This window comes from Cupriavidus oxalaticus, assembly GCF_038900635.1.
In the GTDB taxonomy this organism is placed as follows: Bacteria; Pseudomonadota; Gammaproteobacteria; order Burkholderiales; family Burkholderiaceae; genus Cupriavidus; species Cupriavidus oxalaticus_B.
Genome location: NZ_JAYMRX010000011.1, coordinates 112,244 through 137,792, shown reverse-complemented (window position 1 = coordinate 137,792; position 25,549 = coordinate 112,244). Strand labels below are relative to the sequence as shown.

The 25,549-nt window shown below is 66.1% G+C and carries 23 protein-coding genes; 10 read left to right on the top strand and 13 right to left on the bottom strand.

The features are described from left to right. Positions 1 to 130: 130 nt before the first annotated feature. From ldcA to VSR71_RS18885, 5 genes are all read right to left on the bottom strand, one after another. Positions 131 to 1,090 (bottom strand): muramoyltetrapeptide carboxypeptidase, encoded by a 960-nt coding sequence (gene ldcA / locus VSR71_RS18905; protein WP_342915375.1) that lies wholly within the window; start codon positions 1,088 to 1,090, stop codon positions 131 to 133. Further along, entirely contained in the window at positions 1,087 to 1,716 is a 630-nt protein-coding gene (tadA, locus tag VSR71_RS18900) for a tRNA adenosine(34) deaminase TadA (RefSeq protein WP_342915374.1), read from the bottom strand. The genes ldcA and tadA overlap by 4 nt, the downstream gene beginning before the upstream one ends. Positions 1,717 to 1,724: 8 nt before the next feature. Next, entirely contained in the window at positions 1,725 to 2,201 is a 477-nt protein-coding gene (locus VSR71_RS18895) for a 6-carboxytetrahydropterin synthase (RefSeq protein WP_342915373.1), read from the bottom strand. Positions 2,202 to 2,319: 118 nt separating this feature from the next. Continuing rightward, complete coding sequence (queE, locus tag VSR71_RS18890) at positions 2,320 to 2,955, bottom strand: 7-carboxy-7-deazaguanine synthase (RefSeq protein WP_342915372.1); 636 nt, start codon at positions 2,953 to 2,955, stop codon at positions 2,320 to 2,322. Between the two features lie 390 nt (positions 2,956 to 3,345). After that, the gene (locus tag VSR71_RS18885; RefSeq protein ID WP_342915371.1) at positions 3,346 to 3,852 is read right to left on the bottom strand and encodes a DUF1993 domain-containing protein; all 507 of its coding nucleotides are present in this window, start codon (positions 3,850 to 3,852) and stop codon (positions 3,346 to 3,348) included. Between the two features lie 271 nt (positions 3,853 to 4,123). Between VSR71_RS18885 and VSR71_RS18880 the strand changes: the two genes are divergently transcribed. Next, a complete protein-coding gene (locus VSR71_RS18880) occupies positions 4,124 to 4,525 on the top strand; it encodes a hypothetical protein (protein ID WP_209754241.1) in 402 nt (133 codons plus the stop codon). Between the two features lie 14 nt (positions 4,526 to 4,539). Here the strand turns inward: VSR71_RS18880 and VSR71_RS18875 are convergent, their stop codons facing one another. Beyond that, positions 4,540 to 5,457, bottom strand: coding sequence for a LysR family transcriptional regulator (locus tag VSR71_RS18875; RefSeq protein WP_342915370.1), 918 nt, complete (start codon positions 5,455 to 5,457; stop codon positions 4,540 to 4,542). A 99-nt stretch (positions 5,458 to 5,556) separates the two neighbouring features. Here VSR71_RS18875 and dkgB point away from each other — a divergent pair, with 99 nt between their 5' ends. Next, entirely contained in the window at positions 5,557 to 6,360 is an 804-nt protein-coding gene (dkgB, locus tag VSR71_RS18870; RefSeq protein WP_342915369.1) for a 2,5-didehydrogluconate reductase DkgB, read from the top strand. A gap of 63 nt (positions 6,361 to 6,423) precedes the next feature. Then, complete coding sequence (locus VSR71_RS18865; protein WP_428979427.1) at positions 6,424 to 7,545, top strand: alkene reductase; 1,122 nt, start codon at positions 6,424 to 6,426, stop codon at positions 7,543 to 7,545. 38 nt (positions 7,546 to 7,583) lie between these two features. On the opposite strand, the gene ppk1 is transcribed toward VSR71_RS18865, so the two are convergent. After that, entirely contained in the window at positions 7,584 to 9,719 is a 2,136-nt protein-coding gene (gene ppk1, locus VSR71_RS18860; protein ID WP_428979430.1) for a polyphosphate kinase 1, read from the bottom strand. Positions 9,720 to 9,920: 201 nt separating this feature from the next. On the opposite strand from ppk1, the gene VSR71_RS18855 reads away from it, so the two are divergent. Beyond that, positions 9,921 to 10,172 (top strand): hypothetical protein, encoded by a 252-nt coding sequence (locus VSR71_RS18855; protein ID WP_342915366.1) that lies wholly within the window; start codon positions 9,921 to 9,923, stop codon positions 10,170 to 10,172. 209 nt (positions 10,173 to 10,381) lie between these two features. Here the strand turns inward: VSR71_RS18855 and VSR71_RS18850 are convergent, their stop codons facing one another. Next, a complete protein-coding gene (locus VSR71_RS18850; RefSeq protein ID WP_342915365.1) occupies positions 10,382 to 11,827 on the bottom strand; it encodes a TolC family protein in 1,446 nt (481 codons plus the stop codon). A gap of 93 nt (positions 11,828 to 11,920) precedes the next feature. Between VSR71_RS18850 and VSR71_RS18845 the strand changes: the two genes are divergently transcribed. The 3 genes from VSR71_RS18845 (at position 11,921) to VSR71_RS18835 (ending at position 16,933) form a co-directional block, all read left to right on the top strand. Further along, positions 11,921 to 12,538 (top strand): TetR/AcrR family transcriptional regulator, encoded by a 618-nt coding sequence (locus tag VSR71_RS18845; protein WP_342915364.1) that lies wholly within the window; start codon positions 11,921 to 11,923, stop codon positions 12,536 to 12,538. A gap of 124 nt (positions 12,539 to 12,662) precedes the next feature. Further along, positions 12,663 to 13,790, top strand: a complete 1,128-nt coding sequence (locus VSR71_RS18840; RefSeq protein ID WP_342915363.1) for an efflux RND transporter periplasmic adaptor subunit — start codon at positions 12,663 to 12,665, stop codon at positions 13,788 to 13,790. Beyond that, entirely contained in the window at positions 13,787 to 16,933 is a 3,147-nt protein-coding gene (locus tag VSR71_RS18835; protein ID WP_342915362.1) for an efflux RND transporter permease subunit, read from the top strand. The genes VSR71_RS18840 and VSR71_RS18835 overlap by 4 nt, the downstream gene beginning before the upstream one ends. 56 nt (positions 16,934 to 16,989) lie before the next feature. Here the strand turns inward: VSR71_RS18835 and VSR71_RS18830 are convergent, their stop codons facing one another. Both VSR71_RS18830 and VSR71_RS18825 read right to left on the bottom strand, forming a co-directional pair. Beyond that, on the bottom strand, positions 16,990 to 18,039 hold the full coding sequence (locus tag VSR71_RS18830) for an XdhC family protein (RefSeq protein ID WP_342915361.1): 1,050 nt from the start codon (positions 18,037 to 18,039) through the stop codon (positions 16,990 to 16,992). Between the two features lie 90 nt (positions 18,040 to 18,129). Beyond that, positions 18,130 to 19,497 carry an MFS transporter gene (locus VSR71_RS18825; protein WP_342915360.1) on the bottom strand — a complete coding sequence of 456 codons (1,368 nt, stop codon included), beginning with the start codon at positions 19,495 to 19,497 and terminating at the stop codon, positions 18,130 to 18,132. A 336-nt stretch (positions 19,498 to 19,833) separates the two neighbouring features. Between VSR71_RS18825 and VSR71_RS18820 the strand changes: the two genes are divergently transcribed. The 3 genes from VSR71_RS18820 to VSR71_RS18810 all read left to right on the top strand — a co-directional run bounded on the left by VSR71_RS18820 (position 19,834) and on the right by VSR71_RS18810 (position 21,717). Next, positions 19,834 to 20,397 carry a TetR/AcrR family transcriptional regulator gene (locus tag VSR71_RS18820; protein WP_342915359.1) on the top strand — a complete coding sequence of 188 codons (564 nt, stop codon included), beginning with the start codon at positions 19,834 to 19,836 and terminating at the stop codon, positions 20,395 to 20,397. A gap of 52 nt (positions 20,398 to 20,449) precedes the next feature. Next, positions 20,450 to 20,896 carry a helix-turn-helix domain-containing protein gene (locus tag VSR71_RS18815; protein WP_342915358.1) on the top strand — a complete coding sequence of 149 codons (447 nt, stop codon included), beginning with the start codon at positions 20,450 to 20,452 and terminating at the stop codon, positions 20,894 to 20,896. A gap of 113 nt (positions 20,897 to 21,009) precedes the next feature. Continuing rightward, a complete protein-coding gene (locus tag VSR71_RS18810) occupies positions 21,010 to 21,717 on the top strand; it encodes a TetR/AcrR family transcriptional regulator (RefSeq protein ID WP_342915357.1) in 708 nt (235 codons plus the stop codon). A 16-nt stretch (positions 21,718 to 21,733) separates the two neighbouring features. On the opposite strand, the gene VSR71_RS18805 is transcribed toward VSR71_RS18810, so the two are convergent. From VSR71_RS18805 to VSR71_RS18795, 3 genes are read right to left on the bottom strand one after another with little or no spacing between them, the layout of a single operon-like run. After that, positions 21,734 to 22,600: a xanthine dehydrogenase family protein subunit M gene (locus VSR71_RS18805; RefSeq protein ID WP_342915356.1), complete on the bottom strand. Its 867-nt coding sequence runs from the start codon at positions 22,598 to 22,600 to the stop codon at positions 21,734 to 21,736. Next, a complete protein-coding gene (locus VSR71_RS18800) occupies positions 22,597 to 24,969 on the bottom strand; it encodes a xanthine dehydrogenase family protein molybdopterin-binding subunit (RefSeq protein ID WP_342915355.1) in 2,373 nt (790 codons plus the stop codon). Before VSR71_RS18800 ends, VSR71_RS18805 begins: the two co-directional genes overlap by 4 nt. Further along, on the bottom strand, positions 24,966 to 25,463 hold the full coding sequence (locus VSR71_RS18795; protein WP_342915354.1) for a (2Fe-2S)-binding protein: 498 nt from the start codon (positions 25,461 to 25,463) through the stop codon (positions 24,966 to 24,968). Before VSR71_RS18795 ends, VSR71_RS18800 begins: the two co-directional genes overlap by 4 nt. Between the last annotated feature and the right edge of the window lie 86 nt (positions 25,464 to 25,549).

Genomic DNA, 25,549 nt, shown 5'->3' with positions numbered 1-25,549 from the left:
GCAGGAAGTCAGGAAATAACCGCATATTCTACCATCCGGATGCATTCCTTGCACCCGGATGGCCGCACTGATGGTGATGGATGGCCGCATGGCGGCCATGCATGTGGCGGCCGCGCTTCGCGCGCTGCGCTCAGGCCAGCGGCGGCAGCACCGGATAGCCGGAAAACGCCATCGAGAACCCGTCGGCACGTGCGGCCAGCCGCACCTGCGCGCCCACCGGCAGCGTCAGCTTGCGCGCGCAATGGCCGAACGGCAGGCCGGTCAGCACCGGCACCGGCAGCTGGTCGCGCAGGTAGGCCACCACGGCGTCCATGTCGTAGCCGTTGTCGTAGTCGGTGACGCGATAGTTGGAGAAGTCGCCCAGCACGATGGCGCGCTGGTTGCCGAGCACGCCGGCCTGCTGCAACTGGACCAGCATGCGTTCGACCCGGTACGGCGGCTCGTTGATGTCCTCCAGGAACAGCACCCCGCCCTCGACCCGCGGCATGAAGGGCGTGCCGAGCAGGCTGCACAGCATCGCCAGGTTGCCGCCCCACAGCGTGCCGGACACTTCGCCGCTGAACGGCTGCCCACCCGCCTGCGGCGCCGCCACGTCGACCCGGTAGGCCGGGTCGCGCAGGATGCCTTCGAAGTGCTCCCACATGTAGGGATCGACGCTGTCGACGCCGAAATCCGCCAGCAGCATCGGCCCGGCGAACGTCACGCCGCCGGTGGCCGCGAGGTACGCCAGCTGGAACGCGGTGAAATCGCTGTGCCCGACGATGGGCGTGGCGCTGGCGCGCGCCTGCCCGGCGATGCGCGCGAAGTCCACCTGCGCCAGCAGCCGGGCGATGCCGTAGCCGCCGCGCACCGCCAGCGTCAGCTCATGCGGCGCGCCGGTGCCGATGGCGTGCAGGTCGGCCAGCCGCTCCGCGTCGGTGCCGCCGAAACGCAGGTAGCGCCGGGCCAGCACGTCGGGATTGGTGGTGTGGTAGCCGTGCTGCTTGAGCCAGGCAACGCCGCGCGCGGCAACGGCGACGTCGTGCGGATAGCCGGACGAGGCGATCAGTCGGACTTCGGTATGCGGCGGCCTGCTGTTCGGCGTACTCATGCGTCGTTGGCTTTGTTCTGTGTTTTCGGTTCGGGATGGTTCGGACAGGCGCAGCCCGCGCCATTTCCGGCCTCGCTGTTGGCGGCCTCGCTACGGGCGGCCTTCTGCGCGCGGCGCCTGGCGCCGAAGAAATCCTTCAGCATCTGCCCGCAGGTGTCGGCCAGCACGCCGCCGGCGATGGTGGTCTGGTGGTTGAGCTGCGCGTGCTCGAACAGGTTGAGCACGCTGCCCGCGGCACCGGTCTTGGGATCGGTGGCGCCGAACACCACGTGGCGCAGCCGCGCGTGCAGGATCGCGCCACTGCACATGGCACACGGTTCAAGCGTCACGTACAGCTCGCACTCGGGCATGCGGTAGTTGCCGATCACCTGCGCGGCGGCGCGCAGTGCCTGCATCTCGGCATGCGCGGAAGGGTCGACCGCGCGGATCGGCAGGTTGTGGCCGCGCGCGATGATGGTGTCGTTCCAGACCACCACCGCGCCGACCGGGACTTCGCCGGCGGCCTCGGCCAGGCGCGATTCTTCCAGCGCGGCGCGCATGTAGTGCGCATCGCGCGCGGCGGCCTCGGCCGGATCGTCCGGCAGCGCGCGCGGGGCGCGCAGCGGCAGCGGCGGCGTCTCTGGCATCGCCTGGCTCAGTCTTGCGCCGGCCGCACCGCCGGGGAGCTGACTTCGGCCCAGCAATTGGGGGTTTCGAACAGCACCAGCTTCGTCAGCTGCAGCTGGTGGCCGAAACAGTCCTTGAACACCGGCGCCAGGATGTCGAAGGCGACCTGGGCCAGGTTCTCGACGGTGGGGATGGCATCAAGCACCACGGTCTTGTGCCCTTCCATCGATTGCAGGAAGTTCAGCAGCGCGGTGTCGCCGCGATAGATCAGGAAGGCGTGGTCCCACTTGTTGACCAGGTGCTCGTTGGCGAGCGCCTTGATATCGCCGAAGTCCAGGATCATGCCGTCATCCGAGGCACCTTCGCGATGCAGCACCTCGCCCGACAGCGTCAGGTCGAGCCGGTAGCGGTGGCCGTGGATATTGCGGCACTGGCCGCAGTGGTTCGGGATGCGGTGGCCGGAGTCGAACTCCAGCCGGCGGGTAATGGAAACTTGTTTGCTCATGTGTAGCGGCGCCCTTTTCGTGGTCAAGGCCGCCTGCGTTGGACGGGCGCCGCGCGTGCGCCCGCAGCCTCTATTGTGTACGTTTGCCCCGGGTTGGGCAAAACCCCGGAACCCGCGCTCAGCGGATGCCCAGCAGCTTGTGGGTCTGCAGCGACAGCCGCCAGCGCGGATGGCGCTGGCAGAAGTCCACCGCGGCGGCCGTATTCTCGCGCTGCAGCGGGCCGTCCATGGGCTGCACCAGGAAATGCTCGAAATCAAGCTGCTCGTATGCGGCAAAGTCCTGGCCCGCCTGCGGGATCACGACCTTGAGCTCGTCGCCGCGCCTGACCACCAGCTCGGAACCCATCTTGGGACTCACGCAAACCCAGTCGATACCGGGCGGCACGGCGATGGTGCCGTTGGTCTCGATGGCGATCTCGAAGCCCTGCGCATGCAGCGCATCGATCAGCGGCGCGTCGATCTGCAGCAGCGGCTCGCCCCCGGTGCACACGACCAGCGGCTTGCCGCCCGCGCCCTGTGGCCATTCCGAGGCGACCACCGCGGCCAGTTCCACGGCGCTACGGTACTTGCCGCCGCGGGTGCCGTCGGTGCCGACGAAATCCGTGTCGCAGAACTGGCATACCGCGCTGGCGCGATCCTCTTCACGGCCACTCCACAGGTTGCAGCCGGCGAAGCGGCAGAACACCGCGGCGCGGCCGGCGTTGGCGCCCTCGCCCTGCAGCGTATAGAAGATTTCCTTGACGGCGTAAGTCATGCGTGGGGTCTCTCTGGGACCGTAAACGGATTAACGGCAGCGGATTATCGGCAGCCTTCGGGCTGGCCGGGTGTCTTGGTATGGTTGGGCTCGGCCAGGGGCCAGTCAGGGCGGATCGATCGGCGGGACCGATGCCGCCCAAGGCGGCGGACGATCGTAGCAATCGATGGCAGCGCGGGCGGGAAGCACCGGATTTCCGGTGCCGGGGTCCGGGCACTGCCGGAGAATCCGCCCTGCGGCCTGTCGCAGGCTGCGTCCGGCCGTTCCGGACACGGCTCGGACAATAAATAAGTATACCAGAGGGCCTAGGGTTTTCGCTAAGGGCAGGCGCGAGGGGTCGTGAGGTGGCCTGAGGAGCCGGGTGACCCGTGCGTCGCCCGCCGGCGGCACTTATTTGAGGCCGAGATAATCGCGCTTGCCGATCTGCACGCCCTTGTGGCGCAGGATGTCGTAGCCCGTGGTCACGTGGAAATAGAAGTTGGGCAGCGCAAACCCCAGCAGGTACGACTTGCCGTCGAACGTCACCGGCCCCTGCCGCAATTTCAGTTCGATCACGCGCGTTTCGCTGCCCTCGAGCTGTGCCGGCGTGATCTGCTCCAGGAATACGATGGTGCGCGCGATCCGGTCCTGCAGCTCGGCAAAGGAGGTTTCGGTGTCGGCGAACGACGGCACCTCGACTCCCGCCAGCCGTGCCGCGGCCCCCTTGGCAGCGTCGCTGGCGCGCTGGACCTGCGCCGAGAGCGGATCCATGTCGGCGATCAACCGCGTCTGGATCAGGTCGGCCGGATCCATGCCCTGCGCCTGCGCATGCGCGGCACCCTTGTCGAGGATCGCGGCAAGGTTGCCGAGGGCGCGGATAAACGGCGGGATCGATACGTCGTACATCGAGAGTGCCATGAGGTCTCCTGGTGTGGTGTGGCTTGTCTTGTCGCGGTTGTAGTGGACGTCGATGGTCGGCAGGCTGTTCTGGCAACCTGCCGCGCAGCACAGCGAGCATAGAGCGGATTGGCATTTGCTGCAGAGTCTCTCCCCGCGCTTTTGCAGCCAGCGCCGGCGTCTGTTACAGCATCTGCGGGCAACATAACGGTGCGGGCGCCGCGGACCGGCAAGCTGATTTAACATATCCGGCCATCGCCCCGGAATCCGGCGGAGCCACCGCCGCGCCCCCATGAACGCGCCGTTTCCCCTTCGCACGGAGTGCCCGCCAGGCGCCTGCATCTGCGGGCGCGAAGCGCTGTTGAGTGATCCCCACGCCGACCTGCGCGTGCTGCGGCTCACCCGCGCCGAGGAAAAGCGCCTGGTCGAACGGCTCGAGAACCTGACCAGCCTGGCCGAACTGCGCCGCATGGAGGGCCTGATGCAGTCCCAGCTGAACATCGTGCTGACCATCACGCCCAGCGCGCGCGGCGTGAAGACCGTGCGCGGCATCAATATCCAGGTGCAGGAACAGCCGGGCCTGTGCCGCAAGATCCGCCAGTCCATTCCCGCGGCGATCCGGCGCAGCATGGAACAGCATCCGGAGATCGCCTACGCGATCGTCGATGCGCACGACCTGCTGGGCGGGACCTGAACCGCCCGGAACGGCTATTCCGCCCTGCCCGGTTCGTCAAACGGCCGCTTGCCAAGCGCGTCGACCACATGGTCGACAAAGCAGGTGATGCGCGCGGCGAGCGCCGTATTGCGGTAGTAGACCGCGTTGACCGGCTGGCGCACATCCGCCGATTGCGCGTCGAACAGTTGCACCAGCCGCCCGCTGCGCCGGTCGTCGCGCGTCATGAAATCCGACAGGCACACGATGCCGAGCCCGGCCAGCGCCAGCTGGCGCAGGGTTTCGCCGCTGGACGAGGCGATTGTCGGCTTGATATGCACCGCGCCGCCGCTCTCGTCGTGCAGCGGCCAGTCATTCAGCGATTCCGGCTGGGTGAAGCCCAGCAGCGCATGCCCGGCGAGATCACCCGGCGCTGCCGGCGTGCCATGGCGTTCGAGGTAAGCCGGGCTGGCCAGCACGCGCACACGGCTGTTGCCGATCGTGCGCGCATGCAGCGTCGAGTCCTTCAGCGCGCCGATGCGAAACGCCACATCGGTGCGCTTTTCGATCAGGTCGATGATGCCCTCGTTCGAGTTCAGCTCCAGCTCCACCTGCGGATAGCGGGCACGGAAGCCCTCCACCAGCGGCACGATCACATGCAGCATGAACGGCGTGGCGGCATCGACACGCAAACGGCCGACGGGCCGCATCCGCCGTGCCGCCATCTGCTCTTCGGCGGCGTCCACCGAGGCAAGGATCGCGCGGGCCTGCGCCAGGAAGGCGGCACCTTCCTCGGTCAGTTCCAGCCGGCGTGTCGTGCGCCTGAGCAGCGTGGTCTGCAGCTTTTCTTCCAGCCGGCCCAGGGTACGGCTGGCCGCGGAGATGGTCAGCCCGAGCTGGTCGGCGGCCGCCGTGATCGAGCCGGTGTCGACGACCGCGACGAACGCCTGCATCTCATCTAGGGTGGTCTTCATTATTGATTTCAAATCAAATGTATTTGGCTTATACACGGCTTTTTCGGCAAATGTAAAGCCGTCACACTGCGCTCCATCCCTGAACCCGCGAGTCATTCCATGAGCATCCCTTCCTTCGGCGTCGGCACCTTCCGCCTGACCGGACAGACCGTGATCGATTCGGTCCGCAATGCGCTGGCGCTGGGCTACCGCGCCATCGATACCGCCCAGATCTACGGCAATGAAGCGGACATCGGCCAGGCGATCGCCGGCAGCGGCGTGCCGCGCGGCGAACTGTTCGTCACCACCAAGATCTGGGTCGACAACCACGCCGGCGACAAGCTCGTGCCCAGCCTGCGCGACAGCCTGGCCAGGCTGCGCACCGACTATGTCGACCTGACGCTGATCCATTGGCCGGCGCCGGGCAACGGCATTGCGCTGGCCGAGTACATGGCAGCGCTGGCCGAGGCCAGGGCGCTTGGGCTGACGCGCCGGATCGGCATCTCGAACTTCAATATCGACCTGACGCGGCAGGCGATCGCCGCGGTCGGCAAGGACGCCATTGCCACCAACCAGATCGAACTCAGCCCCTACCTGCAGAACCGCAAGCTGACCGCGTTCCTGAAGGACCATGGCATCGCCGTGACCTCGTACATGACGCTGGCCTACGGCAAGGTGCTGGACGACCCGGTCATCGCCGGGATCGCACGCAAGCACGACGCCACCCCGGCGCAGGTGGTGCTGGCCTGGGCACTGCAACTCGGCTACGCCGTGATCCCCTCGTCAACGAAGCGGGAAAACCTCGCCGGCAACCTGCTGGCCCTCGAACTGCGGCTGGACGACGACGACATGCTGAAGATCGCCGCGCTCGAGCGCAACGGCCGTGAAGTGAGTCCCGAGGGCCTGGCCCCGGCGTGGGACTGACTGCACCCAACCCTTGAATCCGCCGGTGCCGCGGCGCCGCGGCACCGGCCACGGAGCCCCATGATGACTGACGAAACTGTTTTCGATCCCTTGTTCCAGCCGCTGCCGCTGGCCGGCCTGATCCTGCCCAACCGTATCGTGATGCCGCCGATGACGCGTTCGCGCGCCAGCCAGCCCGGCGATGTGCCGAACGCACTGATGGCCGAGTACTATGCGCAGCGCGCCGGCGCCGGCCTGATCGTCAGCGAAGGCACGTGGATTTCGCCGCTGGGCAAAGGCTATGCGTGGACCCCCGGCATCCATACCGACGAACAGATCGCCGGCTGGCGCAAGGTCACCGCGGCCGTGCATGCCGCGGGCGGGCGCATCTTCGCGCAACTCTGGCATGTCGGCCGCCTGAGCCACGTCAGCCTGCTCGGCGGGCAGTCGCCGGTCTCGTCGTCGGCGCTGCAGGCCGAGGGCGTCAACGTCTTTATCGCCGACAACGACGGCCGGCCCGGGTTCGTCCAGGCATCGAAGCCGCGCCCGCTCAGCGTGGAAGAGATCCGGGAAATCGTCGGGCAGTACCGGCAGGCGGCACGCAATGCGATGGCGGCCGGTTTCGATGGCGTCGAGCTGCATGCCGCCAACGGCTACCTGGTCAACCAGTTCATCGACTCCGGCGCCAATGACCGCGCCGACGCCTACGGCGGCTCGCTGCCGAACCGGCTGCGCTTTCTCGACGAGGTGACGCGCGCGCTGATCGAGGGCACTGGCGACAGTCGGCGCGTGGGTGTCCGGCTGGCACCGCTGACCACGCTGAACGGCTGCGTCGATGCGGAACCGCAGACCACCTACACCGCCGCCGCGAAGCTGCTCGGCGAGATCGGCGTCGGCTACCTGCACATCGCCGAGGCCGACTGGGACGATGCGCCGCACATGCCGGCCGCGTTCAAGCAGCAACTGCGCGCGGCCTTTCCCGGCGTGCTGATCTATGCCGGCAAATACACCGCCGAACGTGCGCGCACAGCGTTACGCGAAGGCTGGGCCGACATGATCGCCTTCGGCAGGCCATTCGTCGCCAACCCCGACCTGCCCGAACGCCTGCGGCAAGGCGCGCCTCTCAACCTGCATGAGCGCGAGACGCTGTTCGGCGGCGGTGCGCGCGGGCTGACCGACTATCCGGCAATGGCTGCCGCGGCCTGAGGCCCTTCGGTCGGAAAGTCAGCAGAGGTCAGAAAAACTCAGGTCAGCGCCGACAGCAAAATGTTCTGCGCTGCCTCGCCGTCCTGCGCAAGCTGGCGTTCATAGTTCCCGCCAGGCGTCATCACCCACGTGTCGCGCCGGTCGGAAAGGTAGGGCTTCAGGCCTTCGGCAATGACCCGTTCCTTCAGCCGGGAATCCAGGATGGGAAAACAGACCTCGATCCGCCGGGACAGGCTGCGCTCCATCCATTCCCCGCTGGACAGCATGACCTTCTCTGCCCCGCCGTCGCGAAAGTAGAAGATGCGCGAATGCTCGAGAAATCGGCCCATGACCGATTTCACGGCGATGTTCTCCGACAGGCCGGGAACGCCCGGCCGCAGCGCACAGGCGCCCCTGACGATCAGATCAATGCGCACGCCTTCACGTGAGGCATCGTATAGCGCCTGGATCAGCTCGGGCTCCAGCAGCGCATTCATCTTGGCGATGATCCGTCCCTTGCGCCCGGCCCTGGCGTGCTCGGCTTCGCCCCGGATCGCCATCAGCAACTGCTTCTTCAAGGTAAACGGCGATTGCCAGATATGGGTCATGCTCTGCGTCTGCCCGCGTCCGGTCAGCTGGCTGAAGACTTGTGCCACGTCCTGCGTCAGCGATTCATCGCAGGTCAGCAATCCAAAATCGGTATAGGTGCGCGAGGTCTCGAGGTGATAGTTCCCCGTGCCGAGATGGACATAGCGCCTGAGCTTTCCGCCTTCCCGGCGCAACACCATGACCATCTTGGCATGCGCCTTGAAACCGACGACGCCATAGACGACATGCGCGCCAACCGCCTCCAGCTGCGCCGCCCAGCCGATGTTCGCCTCTTCATCGAAGCGGGCCAGCAATTCCACCACGGCGGTGACCTCCTTGCCGTTGCGCGCAGCCTCGATAAGTGCCGACAGCAGGACCGAGTCGTGCCCGGCCCGATACACGGTCTGGCTGATCGCCACGACATCGGGATCCTGTGCCGCCTGCCTGACGAAGTCGACGACCGGTGCTAATGACTGGAACGGATGATGCAGCAGGATGTCGCCCTCGCGCATGGCGCGGAAGACGTCGGCATGCTCCTTCAAGATCTTCGGCACGCCGGGCCGGAAAGGCTTGTATTTCAGTTCCGGCCTGTCGACCTGGTCCGGCACCTGCATCAGGCGGACCAGGTTGACCGGCCCGTTGACCGCAAACACTTCACCGGGCGCGAGCCCGAACTGTTCCTGCAGGAATGTCGTCATTGCCGGCGTGCAGTTGTCCGCGACTTCCAGCCGGACCGCGTCGCCAAGATGCCGGTGCGGCAGTTCGCCCTGCAGCGCCTCGCGCAGGTTCTTGACCTCTTCCTCGTCCACGAACAATTCGCTGTTGCGGGTCACACGGAACTGATAGCAGCCCCGTACCAACATACCACTGAAAAGCTCGCCGACATGGGCGTGAAGGATGGACGAGAGAAAGACAAAGCCATGCTCGCATCCGGAAACGTCAGCGGGCAGTGCGATGACACGTGGCAGCGCCCGTGGCGCTTGCACGATCGCATAGCCGGAGTTGCGGCCGAACGCATCCTTGCCCTCGAGCTCGACCGCGAAGTTCAGGCTCTTGTTGAGCACGCGCGGGAACGGATGCGCGGGATCCAGCCCGATGGGTGTCAGCACCGGCATCAGTTCGGCGAAGAAGAAATCGCGAATCCAGGCCTGCTGCTCTGCGTTCCACGATGGCCGTCGCAGGAAGCAGATCTGCTGCTCTGCCATGGCTGGAATCAGCACGTCATTGAAGAGGCGATACTGCTGATCGATCAATTCACGCACCCGCTGGTTGACCGTGGCATAGACGACCTGCGGCGTCAGCCCGTCCGGGCCGACCACCGGCGACTGCAGCACGCACTGTTCCTTCAGGCCCGCCACGCGGATCTCGTAGAACTCATCCAGGTTGCTGCTGAAGGTACACAAGGCGCGCAGGCGTTCGAGCAGCGGGATGGCGGGATCGGCCGCCTGCTGCAGCACGCGGCCGAAGAACTCCAGCTGGCTGAGTTCGCGGCTGATGTAGAACTCATTGCCATTGGGCAAGCTCTCCTCATCCGCCAGAGGGTCCGTGGGTCCCGCCCTCCGAGCAGCCGACGACCCATTCTGCGTGGAGCTAGATTCGCGTTTCATGATTCCATGCCAAAGGGAAGCCTTTCCAGATTCTAGCTGGCGTATCGCGCATATCGACGCGATTCTCATACCGGTGTTCGTGAAATATGCAATCCTCACGGAACAACCTCGACCTAGAATAATCCGACTTGCCCAATGGAGTTGCCAATGACACCGGAAATACCAAATGCGAGCGAGACCACACCCGAGGGTCTGGCGAGATTGATCGAGCACATCAGGCATGCCGTGGGGCAAGGCGACCTGGACCCCGATTTTGTCCACAAACTGGCCAAGCGCATCTGCAAAGAGTTTCAGGAGATGAAGCTGGCAAGGCCGGGAGATACTGAACTGGCAGACCTCGAATCCGGCATCGAGGCGCTGCTGCTGGCCGCGGACAGCGGACATGGCGCCAGGTTGACCAAGTCCTTGCAAAAGCTGCGGGAGGATGAGGGCGCGAATCCGCCTTCTCACTAGCGGCCGTGATGGCGATTTTGCCGGGGCTTTTTCATTACGCCGTTAATTCATTTCGCCAAACCGTGCCACCGCTAATGTGGGGTCACCAGCGCTGCGCCTTGTCAAAAACTTGCCATCCCGGTTTGGGAGGGGCGCCGGCAACGCCCACACAGAAATTCTAGGCGTTCCCTGCCTGCCGGAATTGGTGGCATCGGTGGCGTGGCATTGGCTTACAAGGCGGTTGCCGGCTCCCACCCGCCGCCCAGTGCCTTGAATGCGGCCACGGCGGCGCGTGCTGATTCCGTCTGGGCCTGCGCCCTGGCATCGGACGTCCGCAGCAGGCTCTCGTCGGCAAGCAGCACCTCGATCAGGCGGACCACACCCTTCTGGTAGGCCGCGAGCGAGGCGTTACGCGCCCGCGTCAGCGAGGCTTCGCCCTGTGCCAGCGTACCGGCCTGCTCTTCACGCTTGATCAGGGCGGAGAAGGCATTTTCGACATCTTCGGTCGCACGCAGCGCGGCCTGCCGGTATGCCGCCAGGGCTTCCGCCTCCTGGCCGCGGGCCAGGTCGATCTGGGCATTGATGCGGCCGAAATCGAACAGGCGCCAGCGCAGGCCCAGCACGCCCGCCGCCTGGCTCGCGCCGGCGGAAAACAGGTTGCCGGCGGCCACGGTCGTGGCGCTGCCCAACAGGGCGCTGATCGAGAACTTGGGGTAGTACTCGGCAATGGCGACACCGATGCGTGCGTTGGCTGCCGCCAGCCGGCGCTCCGCGACGATCAGGTCCGGCCTGCGCCGCAGCAGGTCCGCCGGCGAACCCGTACCGGCGAGCTGCGGTGCCGCGGGAATCGTTCCGGGACCGCCCAGTTCGGCGCGATACGTGCCCGGCGGAACACCAAGCATCACGTCGAGCGCGTTCAACGCTGCATCGAGCCCCGTCTCCAGCACCGGAACGGTGGCGCTGACCTGGGCCAGCGCGCCCTCGGCCTGACGGACCTCGAGCTCGGCGGCAAGGCCCTTGCCGAACAGCAGGCCAACCGTGGAGAGCAATTTCTGCTGAGTCTCCATTTGCCGCCTGGCGATGCCCAGACGGGTCTGCAATCCGCGCACGGTGATGTACAGGTCGGCCGTTTGCGCGGCCACGGCGAGACGCGTCGCGGCCGCGCCCGCTGCCGAGGCCTGGTACTCCGCCAGCGCGGCTTCCCGCCCGCGGCGCAGTCCGCCGAAGACGTCCAGCTCCCAGCCGGCGCCGAGGTTTGCCTCGTAGGTGTTGCCATACCGGTCAAAGCCCGGCGTGGCATTCTGCAGCCTGCCAAGCGGCGTCTCGATCGACTGGTAGCTCCTGCCCGCCTGCGCGCTGGCGCTGCCCGAAGGCAGCAAGGCCGCGTTGGCCGCGCCGAGCCCCGCGCGTGCCTGGGTGACGCGCGCTGACGCCTGCGCCAGGTCCAGGTTCTGTTCCAGCGCCAGCGACACCAGGCGGGTCAGCACGGGGTCGCCGAAACCTTCCCACCACGTCGTCAGTTCGGCCGGCGGCGACGCGCGCCTTTGCTCAACGCCGGACTGGCCCAGGTAGCGTTCCGAAACCGGGACGTCCGGCTTTCGGTAGTCAGGGCCGACGGCGCAACCCGCCATGACGCCGGCACTCAGAAGCAGGGTTAGATAGCGAGGGAAAAGCATGGAATGTTCGTGGCTAAAAGCGATCGGAGTTGTGACTATATTATAAACTGGTCACTAGTTGTCAATGATCATCTACCACGGTAAGCTGGCCGAATGACCGAAACCACACCCTCCGCCCTGCCTTCCCGGGGCCCCGCAGATCACAATGTCCGCTCCCAGATCGTTGAGGCGGCCACCGAGCACTTCAGCCTCTACGGCTACGAGAAGACGACGGTTTCCGACCTCGCCAAGGCGATCGGCTTCTCCAAGGCGTACATCTACAAGTTCTTCGATTCCAAGCAGGCGATCGGTGAAGTGATCTGCGCAAACTGCCTGGGCGCGATCACCAGTGAGGTCGACGAGGCCCTTGCTGCCGTCCCGACAGCTTCCGAACGATTGCGGCGGTTGTTCAAGACGCTGGTCGAAGCCGGCGTGCGCCTGTTTTTCCAGGACCGCAAGCTCTACGCGATTGCCGCGGCGGCCGCGCAGGAGCGGTGGCAGCCGGTTCTCGCCTATGAGGACTACATCCGGAATATCGCCATGCGGATCGTCCTGGAGGGTCGGAAATCCGGTGAATTCGAGCGCAAGACACCGCTGGACGAGACCGCCAACGGCATCTACCTCGTCATGCGCCCCTACATCGATCCGTTGCTGCTGCAGCACAACCTCGACGTTGCCGCAGAAGCTCACGCCCAGCTTTCCAGCCTGATACTGCGCAGCCTCGCCCCGTAAGAAGCACCTGCGCGTCGTTGCAAGCGGCATATTCGTTGCAGCGTTCCTGCGGTCGCTTGTGACCATTGACTAAATTGGTCACAAGAACAATAATTCAGGTTCAGTCTCGCGTAGAGAGGACCTTATGCTTCAGCGCCGAATCGCTTCATCCGCCGCCGCGTGCGTGTTGCCACTTGTACTAGCCGCTTGCGGCGAGCCGCCGGCGCCCGACCCCCGCGTCAAGCCCCCGCTGGTCCGGGTCGGAATCGTCCAGGACCCGGCCGCCGCCACACGCTCCTTCACCGGAACCGTTGCCGCCCGGGTCCAGGGCGACCTGGGCTTTCGTGTCTCGGGCAAAGTCCTGGAGCGGCTAGTCGATACGGGCCAGACCGTCAAGCGCGGCCAGCCGCTGATGCGCATCGACCCCAACGACCTGAAGCTGGCGGCGCACGCGCAGCAGGAAACCGTCGTTGCCGCGCGGGCCCGGGCCAGGCAAACGTCGGAGGACGAAGCCCGCTATCGCGACCTGGTCGGGACCGGCGCCGTATCGGCCTCGGCCTACGACCAGATCAAGGCCGCGGCGGAATCGGCCAGGGCACAGCTCAAGGCGGCGGAAGCCCAGGCCGACGTGGCGAAGAATGCCACCGGCTACGCAGTCCTGGTCGCCGACGCCGACGGTGTGGTGGTGGAAACGCTGGCCGATGCCGGGCAGGTCGTCAATGCCGGCCAGGTGGTGGTGCGCGTGGCGCATGCGGGGCGGCGCGAAGCCGTGGTCCACCTCCCGGAAACCCTTCTGCCGCCGGTGGGTTCGGTCGGCAAGGCGACGCTTTACGGCAATGACACGCTGACCGTACCGGCAAAGCTCAGGCAGCTTTCCAATGCGGCGGACCGGCAGACCCGCACCTACGAAGCGAGGTACGTGCTCGAAGGCGCGCTGGCCGAGGCCCCGCTTGGCGCCACCGTTGTCCTGCAGATCCCGGAAGTCAGCCGCGCTTCGGCGCAAGCCGACCTGCAGGTACCGATCGGCGCGCTCTTCGATCCGGGCAAAGGCCCGGGCGTATGGGTGCTGAACGGAAAGTCCAATCGCGTCAGCTGGCGCCCGGTGAAGGTACGCAGCCTGGGCGACGATGCCGCGCGTGTCGCCGGCGACCTCCGCGCCGGCGACCGGATCATCGCGCTGGGCGCCCACCTGCTGCGCGAGGGCGAGCAGGTACGGATCGCGGCAATCGGGACCGGGGCCGCGCAGGCTTCCGGCCAGGGAGCGCAGCAATGAGTGGTTTCAACCTTTCGGCGCTCGCGGTGCGCGAGCGCTCCGTCACGCTCTTCCTGATCATCCTGGTGTCGGCGGCAGGCGTCATCGCCTTCTTCCAGCTGGGCCGCGCGGAAGATCCCGCCTTCACGGTGAAGACCATGACCGTCATCACGGCCTGGCCGGGAGCGACGGCGCAGGAGATGCAGGACCAGGTGGCGGAACGGCTGGAAAAGCGCATGCAGGAATTGCGCTGGTACGACCGGACGGAGACCTACACCCGCCCCGGCCTGGCGTTCACCACCGTCACCCTGCTCGACAGCACCCCGCCAGCGGAGGTCCAGGAAGAGTTCTACCAGGCGCGCAAGAAGCTGCGGGATGAGTCCGCCGCACTGCCTGCAGGCGTGATCGGCCCGATCGTCAATGACGAGTATTCGGACGTGACCTTCGCGCTGTTCGCGTTGAAGGCGAAGGGCGAGCCGCAGCGGGCGCTGGTCCGCGACGCCGAGGCATTGCGCCAGCGCCTCCTGCACGTCGCGGGCGTGAAGAAGGTGAATATCATCGGGGAACAGTCCGAGCGCATCTTCGTCAGCTTTTCCCATGATCGCCTGGCCACGCTGGGCATCGCGCCGCAGGACATCTTCGCGGCCCTGAACAGCCAGAACGCCCTCACGCCCGCCGGGTCGATCGACACCGCGGGTCCGCAGGTCTTCATTCGCCTCGACGGCGCCTTCGACAAGCTGCAGAAGATCCGCGACACGCCGGTGGTGGCGCAGGGCCGCACGCTCAAGCTTTCGGATGTCGCCACGGTGGAGCGCGGCTACGAGGATCCGGCGACCTTCCTCGTCCGCAACAACGGCGAGCCCGCGCTGCTGCTGGGCGTGGTGATGCGCGACGGCTGGAACGGCCTGGATCTCGGCAAGGCGCTGGATGCGGAAGTGGCAGCGATCAATGAAGCGTTGCCGCTGGGCATGAGCCTGGCCAAGGTGACCGACCAGTCCGTCAACATCAGCGCATCGGTCGACGAGTTCATGGTCAAGTTCTTTGTCGCGCTGATGGTGGTGCTGGTGGTGTGCTTCGTGAGCATGGGCTGGCGCGTCGGCATCGTCGTGGCGGCCGCCGTGCCGCTGACGCTGGCCGCGGTGTTCGTGGTCATGGCGGCGACAGGGAAGAATTTCGACCGCATTACCCTGGGCGCGCTGATCCTGGCGCTGGGCCTGCTGGTGGACGACGCCATCATCGCGATCGAGATGATGGTGGTCAAGATGGAGGAAGGCTACAGCCGCATCGCCGCCTCCGCCTATGCCTGGAGCCACACCGCCGCGCCGATGCTGTCCGGCACGCTGGTCACTGCGGTGGGCTTCATGCCCAACGGCTTTGCGCGCTCGACGGCCGGCGAATACACCAGCAACATGTTCTGGATCGTGGGCATTGCGCTGGTCGTGTCCTGGATCGTCGCAGTCGCCTTTACGCCCTACCTGGGCGTCAAGCTGCTGCCCGAGATCGGCAAGGCCGAAGGCGGCCACGATGCCATCTATGGCACGCCGAACTACAACCGCTTCCGCCGCCTGCTGGGGCGCGTCATCGGGCGCAAGTGGCTCGTGGCCGCGGTGGTGGTGGGCAGCTTCGTGGTCTCGGTGCTGGGCATGGACATCGTCAAGAAGCAATTCTTCCCGACTTCCGATCGCCCCGAGGTGCTGGTCGAAGTCCAGATGCCCTATGGCACGGCGATTGGCCGGACCAGCGCGGCCACGGCCAAGGTCGAGGCCTGGCTAGCCCGCCAGCCGGAAGCGAAGATCGTGACGGCCTATGTCGGCCAGGGGGCGCCCCGCTTCTATCTCGCCATGTCGCCGGAACTGCCGGATCCGTCCTTTGCGAAGCTCGTGGTGCGGACCGACAGCCAGGCCGAACGCGAAGCGCTGAAGACCCGCCTGCGCCAGGCAATTGCCGGTGGGCTGGCGCCTGAGGCCCGCGTGCGCGTCAGCCAGCTGGTATTCGGCCCTTACTCGCCCTTCCCGGTGGCATTCCGCGTCGCAGGGCCGGATCCGGACAAGCTGCGTGCGATTTCCGCGGACGTGCGCCGCGTGATGGAGAGCAGCCCCCTGATGCGAACCGTCAATACCGACTGGGGATCGCGTGCGCCCGCCTTGCACTTTACGCTGCAGCAGGACCGCTTGCAGGCCGTAGGGCTGACTTCCAGCGGCGTCGCGCAGCAATTGCAGCTCCTCCTCAACGGCCTGCCGGTCACCGAAGTGCGCGAGGACATCCGCTCGGTACAGGTGCTGGCGCGCGCCGCGGGAGACATCCGCCTGGACCCGGCGAAGATCTCCGGCTTCACGCTGACCGGGGCGGCAGGACAGCGCATTCCGCTGTCCCAGGTAGGCACCGTCGATGTGCGCATGGAAGATCCGATCCTGCGCCGCCGCGACCGTACGCCGACGATCACGGTACGCGGCGACATCGCCGAGGGACTGCAGCCGCCCGATGTGTCCGCGGCGATCCAGCAGCAACTGCAGCCGATCCTGGCCAGGTTGCCGGCAGGCTACCGGATCGAGCAGGCGGGCGCCATCGAGGAATCCGGCAAGGCCACCAGGGCGTTGCTGCCGCTGTTCCCGATCATGCTGGCCCTGACCTTGCTGATCATCATCCTGCAGGTGCGTTCGATCTCGGCCATGGTCATGGTGCTTGCCACCAGCCCGCTGGGACTGATCGGCGTGGTGCCGACCTTGCTGCTGTTCCGGCAGCCGTTCGGGATCAACGCGCTGGTCGGGCTGATCGCGCTGTCCGGCATCCTGATGCGCAACACATTGATCCTGATCGGGCAGATCCACGAGAACAAGCACGCGGGCATGGCGCCGTTCGACGCGGTGGTCGAAGCGACGGTGCAACGTACCCGTCCGGTGCTCCTGACGGCGCTGGCGGCAATCCTGGCCTTCATCCCGCTGACGCAATCGGTGTTCTGGGGAACGCTGGCTTACACGCTGATCGGCGGCACCCTTGCCGGCACCGTGCTGACCCTGGTGTTCCTGCCGGCGATGTATGCGATCTGGTACCGGATCAGGGTGCCTGCCGATGCGAACGAGAGGGATCCGGGCAAGCCCGCGGTCACGCAGCATCGCATGGATATGGACGACGGTGGCGCGGGCACTCCCGCAAGCACCACATGACGCAGGCGGCCGCGACCGCGATTGCGCGGCCGCGGCCTTTACGCTGGTCAGTCCGGTCAGGCCGGAACGCCGTTACGGCCTGCCGATATCCCGCACGCGCTCATGGTATCCGCCGAGATCTCCCGGAGGGATTTGGCGTGTTCGACCTTCAGGTCATCCGGCAAACGCACCTGATTTCGCGCTGCCACCACCTCGGCAAGGATCGAAATGGCGATTTCCGGCGGCGTGCGGCTGCCGATATAGATGCCGGCCGGGCCATGCAGCCGCGCCAGCTGCCCGCTGTCCAGGTCGAATTCCTTCAAGCGCTCGCGCCGCGCCTGGTTGTTGCGGCGCGAACCCAGTGCACCGACGTAGAAGGCCGGGGTGCGCAGCGCCTCCATCAGGGCCAGGTCGTCGAGCTTGGGGTCGTGTGTCAGCGCCACCACCGCACTGCGCTCGTCCAGCGCCATCTCCATCACCGTATCGTCCGGCATGGTTCGCACCATGGTGATGCCGGGGAGCGTCCAGGTATCGGTATATTCCTCGCGCGGGTCGCACACCGTGACGTCGAAGCCCAGCCCGACGGCGATTTCACAGAGGTACTTCGAAAGCTGGCCGGCGCCGATCACCAGCAGGCGATAGCGCGGTCCGTGGATGGTCGACAGGAACCTGCCGTCGAACGCCAGGCCGTCGGCGGCCGCGGCCGGTCCGAGCGTCGCGACGCCGGTCACGACGTCGAGCGTGCGTGTCACCAGCCGGCCATCCTCCACCGCCTGCAGCAGTTCGCGCAGTCCGCTCTTCGCGGAGACAGCCTCCGCCACCAGCTCGATGGTTCCGCCGCAAGGCAGGCCGAACCGGTGTGCCTCCTCGGCGCTGACGCCATACCGGAGCACCTCGGGGCTACCGTCGCGAATGCCCTCGCGGCGGGTCTGGTCGATGATGTCGTCCTCGATGCAGCCGCCGGAAACCGAGCCCACTACCAGGCCGTCGTCGCGCACCGCCAGCATCGCGCCGGCCGGCCTTGGCGACGAACCCCAGGTCCGCACCACCGTCACCAGCAAACTGCGGTGCCCCTGCCCGCTCCAGCGGACACTGCTTCTCAAGACTTCAAGATCCACGCTTTCCATGATCGTTCCTGCCGTGGAGCCCGCGCCCGCGCCCCCGGGCAAGCGGGGCAGGCTCATGTCTGGGTCAACGCCCGGGGGCCAACAGATGGGTCATGCCTCGTTGGCGACAGCGGCCTGCCGGGACGGCTTCCCCTCCGCCGCGATTCCCTTTGCGGCGACAGCGATGGCAGCGAGAACGGATGGCACGGCGAGGATGCTCAGGATCGCGCTCATGCCGAGACCCAGCTGCAACAGCGTGCCACCGGCAACGGCGCCGAGAATGCCGCCAAAGCGCCCGATGCCGAGCATCCAGCCGACGCCGCAGGCGCGGCCCTGCGTTGGATAGAATGAGGCGGCCAGCGCCGGCATCGATACCAGCCCCGCCCCCATGAACAGCCCCGCGACCGGCGTCAGCATGGTCAGGTATGAGCCACTGGTCGCGTGACCCATTGCCAGCGTGAACACGCCAGCAAAGAAGTAGGCCAGGCCGATGACGCGATGCGGATCCATGCGGTCCATCAGCCAGCCACACGCCATCGCGCCCAGCGTGCCACCCAGCGGGAACAGTGCGGCGATCAGCGCTGCCTCGGCCTGGGTCGCGCCGGTTTCGTTGACCAGCGTCGGCATCCAGCTCGTCACCAGGTAGAAGACCAGGACACCCATGAAGTAGGTGGTCCAGAGCATGAACGTGCCCACCCGGTATTTTTGCGACAGGATCAGCGCGAGCGGCGAGCGCAGCTTGTCGGCCTGGTCATCCGGCAAGGTAAAGCGCGACGCCTGGAATTGCGCGGAACCTGCGATGCGTCGCAGCACCGTACCGATCCGCTGCGCCGGCCAGTCGCGCAGCACCATGAAGCGGATCGATTCCGGCAACGCCAGCACCATGACGGCAAGGACCAGCGGCACCACGCCGCCGACGATAAAGACGCTGCGCCAGCCGAATTCCGGAATCATGACCGCGGCAAGGAAGCCGCCGCCCGCGGCACCCAGCGTAAACCCGCAAAACATGCTGTTCACCAGGAAGGCGCGGCGCCTGGCGGGCGCATACTCGGCCAGCAGCGTGGTTGCGTTTGGAATGGCGGCGCCCAGCCCCATGCCCGTCAGGAAGCGCCAGCCGGACAGTTCGACGGCGGAGGCCGCCGATGCGGTGGCAAGGCTGAACAGGCCGAAGACCGCCACCGACACACCCAGCACGGGCTTGCGCCCGAAGCGGTCCGCGAAGGGCCCGGCGATCAGCGCGCCGAGCGCAAGGCCAACCAGCGAAGCGCTCAGCACATTGCCCATCGCCAGCTTGGAAACGCCCCACTCTTTCGTCAGCGACGGCGCCACATAGCCGATCGCGGCGGTGTCAAAGCCATCCGCCACCACCACCAGAAAGCAGACGATAAGGATCATCCATTGGTAAGGCGAGAATCGCTGGTTGTCGATGAACGCCTGGACGTCAACCGTCCCCGGCGAGCTGGATTGCTGTGGTTTCATGCGCGTTGTCTCCGTTGTCTGTCATGCAATGATGATCGTCATATCAAAGGGCGAACGATCGCAGCGGCCATGACCTCCCCAATGCCGCTCGTCGCGAGATTTCTGCAATGCCCCCGCTGATGTATCCAGCGTCTACATGCTAGTCAGGCGATGCGCCATGGTCAAGGACGATCACCCTGCCGCTGCCTCGGTGCTATCCCTAGTAAAGCGGGTGGCGCGAGCCTCCTGGCAGCCACATTCCCGGCGCAATCGACAGACTTGGGGAAGCGCCCGATGCAATGACGATCGTAATGCTATATATTGCAGAGACTGACCTTCCATCGCTGTCTCCCCATCATGCGCTACTCGCTCGACCAAAAGGCTGAAACCCACAAGCACATCGTCAAGGCCGCCTCGACGCAATTCCGCAAGCATGGCGTCAACGGCATCGGCGTTGCGCAGCTGATGAAAAGCGCCGGCCTCACGCATGGCGGCTTTTACGCACACTTCGAATCCAAGGACGCGCTGGTCGCCGAGGCCATCGACGCGGCCTTCGACCAGACCATGGATTTTCTGGAGGATGCGACGTCGGTGGCATCTTCGCGGCAGCGCAAGCAAGCCGTCGTCCAGGCCTATGTGAACAAGAAGCACCGCGACAATCCCGGCGCGGGTTGCGCCATCGCGGCGCTCGGCGCCGATGTATCGCGGCTTGACGCCAGGACGCGCAAGCGCTTCGAGGCGCGCGTGACAGCGATGATCGACGCCATTGCCGGAGGCGATGACGAGGCCGCGCGCAAGGACGCCATCGTCACGCTGGCGGCCATGGTCGGCGGGATGGTGCTGGCGCGTTCGGTCAGGTCGGAAGCGATGTCCGGCGAGATCCTGGATGCCGTCCAGGCCGGCCTTCACGCCGGCCTGTAGGGCGTACAGGACGTATAGCGCGAACGCCACCTGCGCCAGCATCCGAGCCGACATGAGCCAATCCCGCTTCCTTGCCATGCCATGTCCTGTCGCCCATGCATCGGCAGTGCTGGGCGAGCGCTGGGTCATCCTGATCCTGCGCGAAGCGTATTACGGGTCGACACGGTTCGAGGAGTTCCAGCGCCGGCTCGGCATCGCTTCCAACATCCTGAGCGCGAGGCTCCAGGCAATGACCGACCATGGCCTGCTGGAGCGCAGGAAGCTTGAGGGCAGCACGCGCTGCGCCTATTTCCTGACCGACAGCGCGCGCGATTTCCTGCCTACGTACCTGAGCCTCAAGGCGTGGGCGGAGCGATGGGTGGAGGAACCGAAGCGGCGCGCCAAGCGTTTCGTCGACAAGCAGACCGGCAGCGAGATCGTGGCGCCGCCGCTGTCGCGCGCCGATGGCTCGCCGATCGCCTTTGACGACGTCCAGGTCATCGACGCCCTGGTACGCTAACTGCCCGTTGCCGCCCGCGCCGTCATTGGCCCGCCGGTGCGCAACGACGCGCACTAACACGGCACGGGTTGGCGCTAATATTGAGGCCTGACGATATCGCCACCCGCATTTTCATGACCACCTCCACCAAGCGCCCGGCCCGCCAAAGCTATCACCATGGCAACCTGCGGGAAGAAATGATCCGTTGCGGCCGCGAAATCCTCGCCAGCCAGGGCGTCCATGGACTGACGCTGCGCTCCGCGGCCAAGCTCGCCGGGGTTTCACACGGCGCGCCGCGCAACCAGTTTTCCGACAAGGAGGGCCTGCTGGCCGCGATCGCCGCCGAAGGGTTCCGGGAACTGGTCGCGGTGCGCCGGGCCCGCCTCTCGCCGGACATGAGCGCCGAAGCACGGCTGCTGACGGTCATGGATGGCTACATCGAGTTCGCCGTCAAGCATCCGGCGCTGTTCTACCTGATGTTCGGGCCGCAGATCGAGGACAAGGAGCGGTATCCGGAATTGCTCGAAGCCGGCAGCGCGTCCTACCAGCTGTTGTCGGGCGCCGTGCAGGACTACTTCGGCGAGAACGGTCTTGCCGGGCAGTTCGACGACATGATGGTGCGCTGCGCGTGGTCGGCCATGCATGGTGTCAGCATGTTCTTCAGTGCCAGGCCGGCGGGACCCAGCCCGCGCCCGCGCGTGGCGCTCGGCCAATGGCGGCAGAGCGTACAGGAATTCGTGCTGACCGGCCTGCTGGCCGCGGGCCGGAAAAAAGCTGCGGCGGCTGTTGAAGCCGCCGCAGGCAAGCCGAAGGCGAGGTCACGCAGCGCCGCGCAAGCGTAACCCTCCCCCGGGAGACTCAGTCAGCGCCAGGCGGCTTCAGCGCATCGGCAAGCGCGCGCCTGAGCATCACCCGGCCAAGCTGCAGCCGGTATGCCCCATCGGCAAAGTTGTCCTCCAGCGGGGGCACATTGGCGAATGCGGCTTCGACGATGGCATCGACCTTGTCCGGCAGCTCCGCGAAGCTGCCTTCCAGCAATGCCCCCGCCTCCCATGCGCGGAATGCCGTATCGGCAACGCCGGTGATGGCGATCCGCCCCCAGCTGTAGCCGTCCTTGCCGACATTGATCGCAACGGCCGCCGCGGCGACCGCATAGCCGGACGACGGATGGCGGAACTTGCGGTAGCCGACCCGGGCCGGCGCCGGCAATGGCACGTGGATGCGCGTCAGGATTTCGTCCGGCTCGACGGCGGTCGCCATGAAGCCGGCAAAGAACTCGTGCGCGGGAATGCGCCTGCTCCCGTGTGCGCCCACGACTTCCATCTCGGCGTCCATGGCGAGCACCACGGCCGGCCAGTCTGCCGACGGATCCGCGTGCACCAGCGCACCGCCGATCGTGCCACGGTTCCTGACGGTCGGATCGGCTATCACCGCGGCGGCGAGCGGGAACAGCGGTGCCAGCCGCTTCAGTTCCGCGCTCGCCTCGAGTTCGGCGTGCGTCGTGGCGCTGCCAATGGAGACGGACTCCTCATGGACCGCGATCCCGCGGAGTTCTGGCAGGCGGCCGATGTCCACCAGCAGTCCGGGCCGCGCCAGCCTGAGCTTCATCATCGGCAGCAGCGTATGGCCTCCGGCCAGGATCTTCGCCTCGGGATGCTGGGCCAGCAGCGAAAGCGCCTGCTGCACGCTGCCGGCCCTGAGGTATTCGACTTCGTAAGGAATCATGTCGCGCTCCGGCTCTGTTGGATGGCACGCCAGACCTTCGGCGGCGTCAGCGGCATATCGAGATGGGATATGCCGAATGGCTTCAGTGCATCGCATACCGCCGCCACCACCGCGGGCGGCGCACCGACGCAGCCCGCCTCGCCGATGCCCTTGACGCCGATCGGGTTGGACGGCGCCGGAGAGACATGGAAGCCGGTGCGCATGCGGGGAATCTGCTCGATGCGCGGAAAGCCGTAGTCGAGCAGCGAACCGGACAGCAACTGCCCGGCATCGTCGTAGCTGGCTTCCTCGAACAGCGCCTGGCCGATCCCCTGCGCGATGCCACCGTGCATCTGGCCGTGGCAAAGCATCGGATTGATCATCACCCCGACGTCGTCGACGGCCACATAGTCCAGGATCGTCACGACGCCGGTCTCTGCATCGACCTCCACAACCACGGCGTGGCAGCCATTCGGCGCTCCCAGGGCGACCGGCTCATAGAAGACGCGCTCATCCAGCCCTGCTTCAAAATCCCGGGGCAGCTTGTGCGCCAGGTATGCCATTCTTGCAACCTGCGAGAACGGGATAACGGTGGGATTGGCTGCGCTCGAGAAACGGCCATCTGCATAGTTCACTTCCTCTTCCGGGACTTCCAGCATGAAGGCGGCGATGCGCCTGGCCCTGGCCAGGATCTTGCCCGCTGCGATATAGGCAGCACTGCCGCCCACGGGCATCGAGCGTGAATTGAACGTGCCATGGCCAGCCAGCACGCGGTCGGTGTCGCCCTGCACCACATCGATATCTTCCATCGGCAGCTGCAAGGCATCCGCGACGATCTGCGCGAAGCTGGTGGCATGGCCGTGGCCTTGGGGCATCGAGCCGCTGAACAGCGTGACCTTGCCATCGGAGTGCACGCGGATATGCGCGCTTTCCCAGCCGCCGCGGTTGAACCCGACCTTTTCCAGCATCGGGGAAATGCCCATGCCGACCAGCTCCAGATAGCAGATCACGCCGATGCCGATGTATCTGCCCTGCTCTCGCAGCGCCGCCTGCTGCTCCCGCCAGCGCTGGTAGCCGATCAGCTCGGTTGCCTGGTTCAGGCAGGCTTCGTAATCGCCGGAGTCCCATTTGCCGCGCGCACCGTCGTGCGGCTGATAGGGGAACTGATCGGGCTGCACCAGGTTGCGGCGCCGCAGTTCGACCGGGTCCAGGTCCAGTTCGCCCGCCACCGCGTCCATCAGCCGCTCGATGATGTATGCGGCTTCCGGCCGGCCGGCACCGCGGTATGCGTCGACCGGCGTGGTATTGGTCGTCACCAGGTTCACTTCCACGTCGACCGAGTTGATCCGGTAGTTGCCTGTGATGTAGTTGGCCGTGTTGACGGTAGGAATGCCGGTCGCCATGTTCGACAGGTAGGCGCCGAGGTTGGCGAACGAACGCAAGCGGATGCCCAGCACCTTGCCGTCGCTCGTGACGGGGGCTTCCACATATTCGGTATGCGCGCGGCCATGGGTGGTCGCGACGAAGTTCTCGCTGCGCGTCTCGGTCCAGCTTACCGGGAGCCCGAAATGCCTGGAAGCGAACGCCACCAGCACTTCTTCCGCATAGAAGTGCATCTTCGCGCCGAATCCGCCGCCGATATCCGGCGCCACGATCCGGACCCGGTGCTCGGGCCAGCGCAGGGTTTCAGCCAGCCAGCGTCGCGACATGTGCGGAACCTGGGTCGGGACGATAAACGTGAGGCGCTCATCGACCGGGTCGAAGTTCGCGCACAAGGCGCGGGGCTCGAGCGGGCTGGGTATCAGCCGCTGGTTGACCAGCCGGATCGATACCACGCGGTCGGCCCGTTTCAATGCGTCCTCGTAGCTGCCGCCCTTGAGCCGGAACGTGCCGATATGATTGCCCGGCACGTTATCGTGCAGCTGGGGTGCGCTGTCCGCGAGCGCGGCTTCCGCATCGACCACCGGCTCCAGTTCCTGGTAGCTTACCTCGACGAGCTCGGCGGCGTCCGCCGCGATTTCCCGGCTCTCGGCAACCACCATCGCAACGGCTTCCCCAACGTACCGCACGCGTTCCGCCGCAAGGGCCGGATGAGGCGGCACCCTGGAATTGCCCACCACCCAGTTCGGCCGGATGTCGCCGACCTTGCCGTGGATGTCCGCGTAGGTCAGCACGTCAACCACGCCGGGAAGCGCGCGCGCCGCTGACGTGTCGATGCCGGTGACGCTGGCGTGCGCATAGGGCGACCTGACAAAGGCCGCGTAGACCATGCCAGGGAATTGATGGTCATCGGTAAACCTGCCCTGGCCGCTCATCAGCCGCTTGTCTTCCCGCCGCGTGACCGACTTGCCAATGTAGCGGGTTGCGCTGCCGTTCGGTGCTTCGCTCATCTGGAGGCCTCCTCGTGCATCACGGCCTGCGTTTGCCGCAGCCTGGTCGCGGCGAGCAGCACCGCATCGACGATGTTCTGGTACCCGGTGCAGCGGCACAGATTGCCATGCAGCGCCTCCCTGACATCGGTCTCGGCCGGCGCCGGCTGGTGCTCGAGCAGCGCGCGCGCTGCCAGCAGCATCCCCGGCGTGCAGAAACCGCACTGCAAGCCATGCAGTTCGTTGAAGGCTTGCTTGAGGGCGTCCGTGGTGCGGTCATGCTCCATTCCCTCGATTGTGCGGAGTTCGCAGCCGTCGGTCTGTGCGGCGAGCACCGTGCATGACTTCACGGTCGAGCCGTCCAGCAGCACAGTGCAGGCGCCGCATTGGGAAGTGTCGCAGCCGATGTGGACGCCGGTCAGGCGCTTCTGGTCCCGCAGCATATGCACCAGCAGCCGCCTTGGCTCGATCTCGGTCGTGCCGGTCACGCCATTGATGGTGTTTTCGATTTTCACGGTCGCCTCTGTGTCTCCGTTATCACTTCAGCATCAGCACGCGCGATGCGCATAGTATGACGATCATAATACTAAAGGTCAAAAAA

Bases quoted from the DNA above. Each gene is read 5' to 3' on its own strand.
- ldcA (WP_342915375.1), bottom strand. From the start codon at position 1,090: ATGAGTACGCCGAACAGCAGGCCGCCGCATACCGAAGTCCGACTGATC.
- tadA (WP_342915374.1), bottom strand. From the start codon at position 1,716: ATGCCAGAGACGCCGCCGCTGCCGCTGCGCGCCCCGCGCGCGCTGCCG.
- VSR71_RS18895 (WP_342915373.1), bottom strand. From the start codon at position 2,201: ATGAGCAAACAAGTTTCCATTACCCGCCGGCTGGAGTTCGACTCCGGC.
- queE (WP_342915372.1), bottom strand. From the start codon at position 2,955: ATGACTTACGCCGTCAAGGAAATCTTCTATACGCTGCAGGGCGAGGGC.
- VSR71_RS18885 (WP_342915371.1), bottom strand. From the start codon at position 3,852: ATGGCACTCTCGATGTACGACGTATCGATCCCGCCGTTTATCCGCGCC.
- VSR71_RS18880 (WP_209754241.1), top strand. From the start codon at position 4,124: ATGAACGCGCCGTTTCCCCTTCGCACGGAGTGCCCGCCAGGCGCCTGC.
- VSR71_RS18875 (WP_342915370.1), bottom strand. From the start codon at position 5,457: ATGAAGACCACCCTAGATGAGATGCAGGCGTTCGTCGCGGTCGTCGAC.
- dkgB (WP_342915369.1), top strand. From the start codon at position 5,557: ATGAGCATCCCTTCCTTCGGCGTCGGCACCTTCCGCCTGACCGGACAG.
- VSR71_RS18865 (WP_428979427.1), top strand. From the start codon at position 6,424: ATGACTGACGAAACTGTTTTCGATCCCTTGTTCCAGCCGCTGCCGCTG.
- ppk1 (WP_428979430.1), bottom strand. From the start codon at position 9,719: ATGAAACGCGAATCTAGCTCCACGCAGAATGGGTCGTCGGCTGCTCGG.
- VSR71_RS18850 (WP_342915365.1), bottom strand. From the start codon at position 11,827: ATGCTTTTCCCTCGCTATCTAACCCTGCTTCTGAGTGCCGGCGTCATG.
- VSR71_RS18845 (WP_342915364.1), top strand. From the start codon at position 11,921: ATGACCGAAACCACACCCTCCGCCCTGCCTTCCCGGGGCCCCGCAGAT.
- VSR71_RS18840 (WP_342915363.1), top strand. From the start codon at position 12,663: ATGCTTCAGCGCCGAATCGCTTCATCCGCCGCCGCGTGCGTGTTGCCA.
- VSR71_RS18835 (WP_342915362.1), top strand. From the start codon at position 13,787: ATGAGTGGTTTCAACCTTTCGGCGCTCGCGGTGCGCGAGCGCTCCGTC.
- VSR71_RS18830 (WP_342915361.1), bottom strand. From the start codon at position 18,039: ATGGAAAGCGTGGATCTTGAAGTCTTGAGAAGCAGTGTCCGCTGGAGC.
- VSR71_RS18825 (WP_342915360.1), bottom strand. From the start codon at position 19,497: ATGAAACCACAGCAATCCAGCTCGCCGGGGACGGTTGACGTCCAGGCG.
- VSR71_RS18820 (WP_342915359.1), top strand. From the start codon at position 19,834: ATGCGCTACTCGCTCGACCAAAAGGCTGAAACCCACAAGCACATCGTC.
- VSR71_RS18815 (WP_342915358.1), top strand. From the start codon at position 20,450: ATGAGCCAATCCCGCTTCCTTGCCATGCCATGTCCTGTCGCCCATGCA.
- VSR71_RS18810 (WP_342915357.1), top strand. From the start codon at position 21,010: ATGACCACCTCCACCAAGCGCCCGGCCCGCCAAAGCTATCACCATGGC.
- VSR71_RS18805 (WP_342915356.1), bottom strand. From the start codon at position 22,600: ATGATTCCTTACGAAGTCGAATACCTCAGGGCCGGCAGCGTGCAGCAG.
- VSR71_RS18800 (WP_342915355.1), bottom strand. From the start codon at position 24,969: ATGAGCGAAGCACCGAACGGCAGCGCAACCCGCTACATTGGCAAGTCG.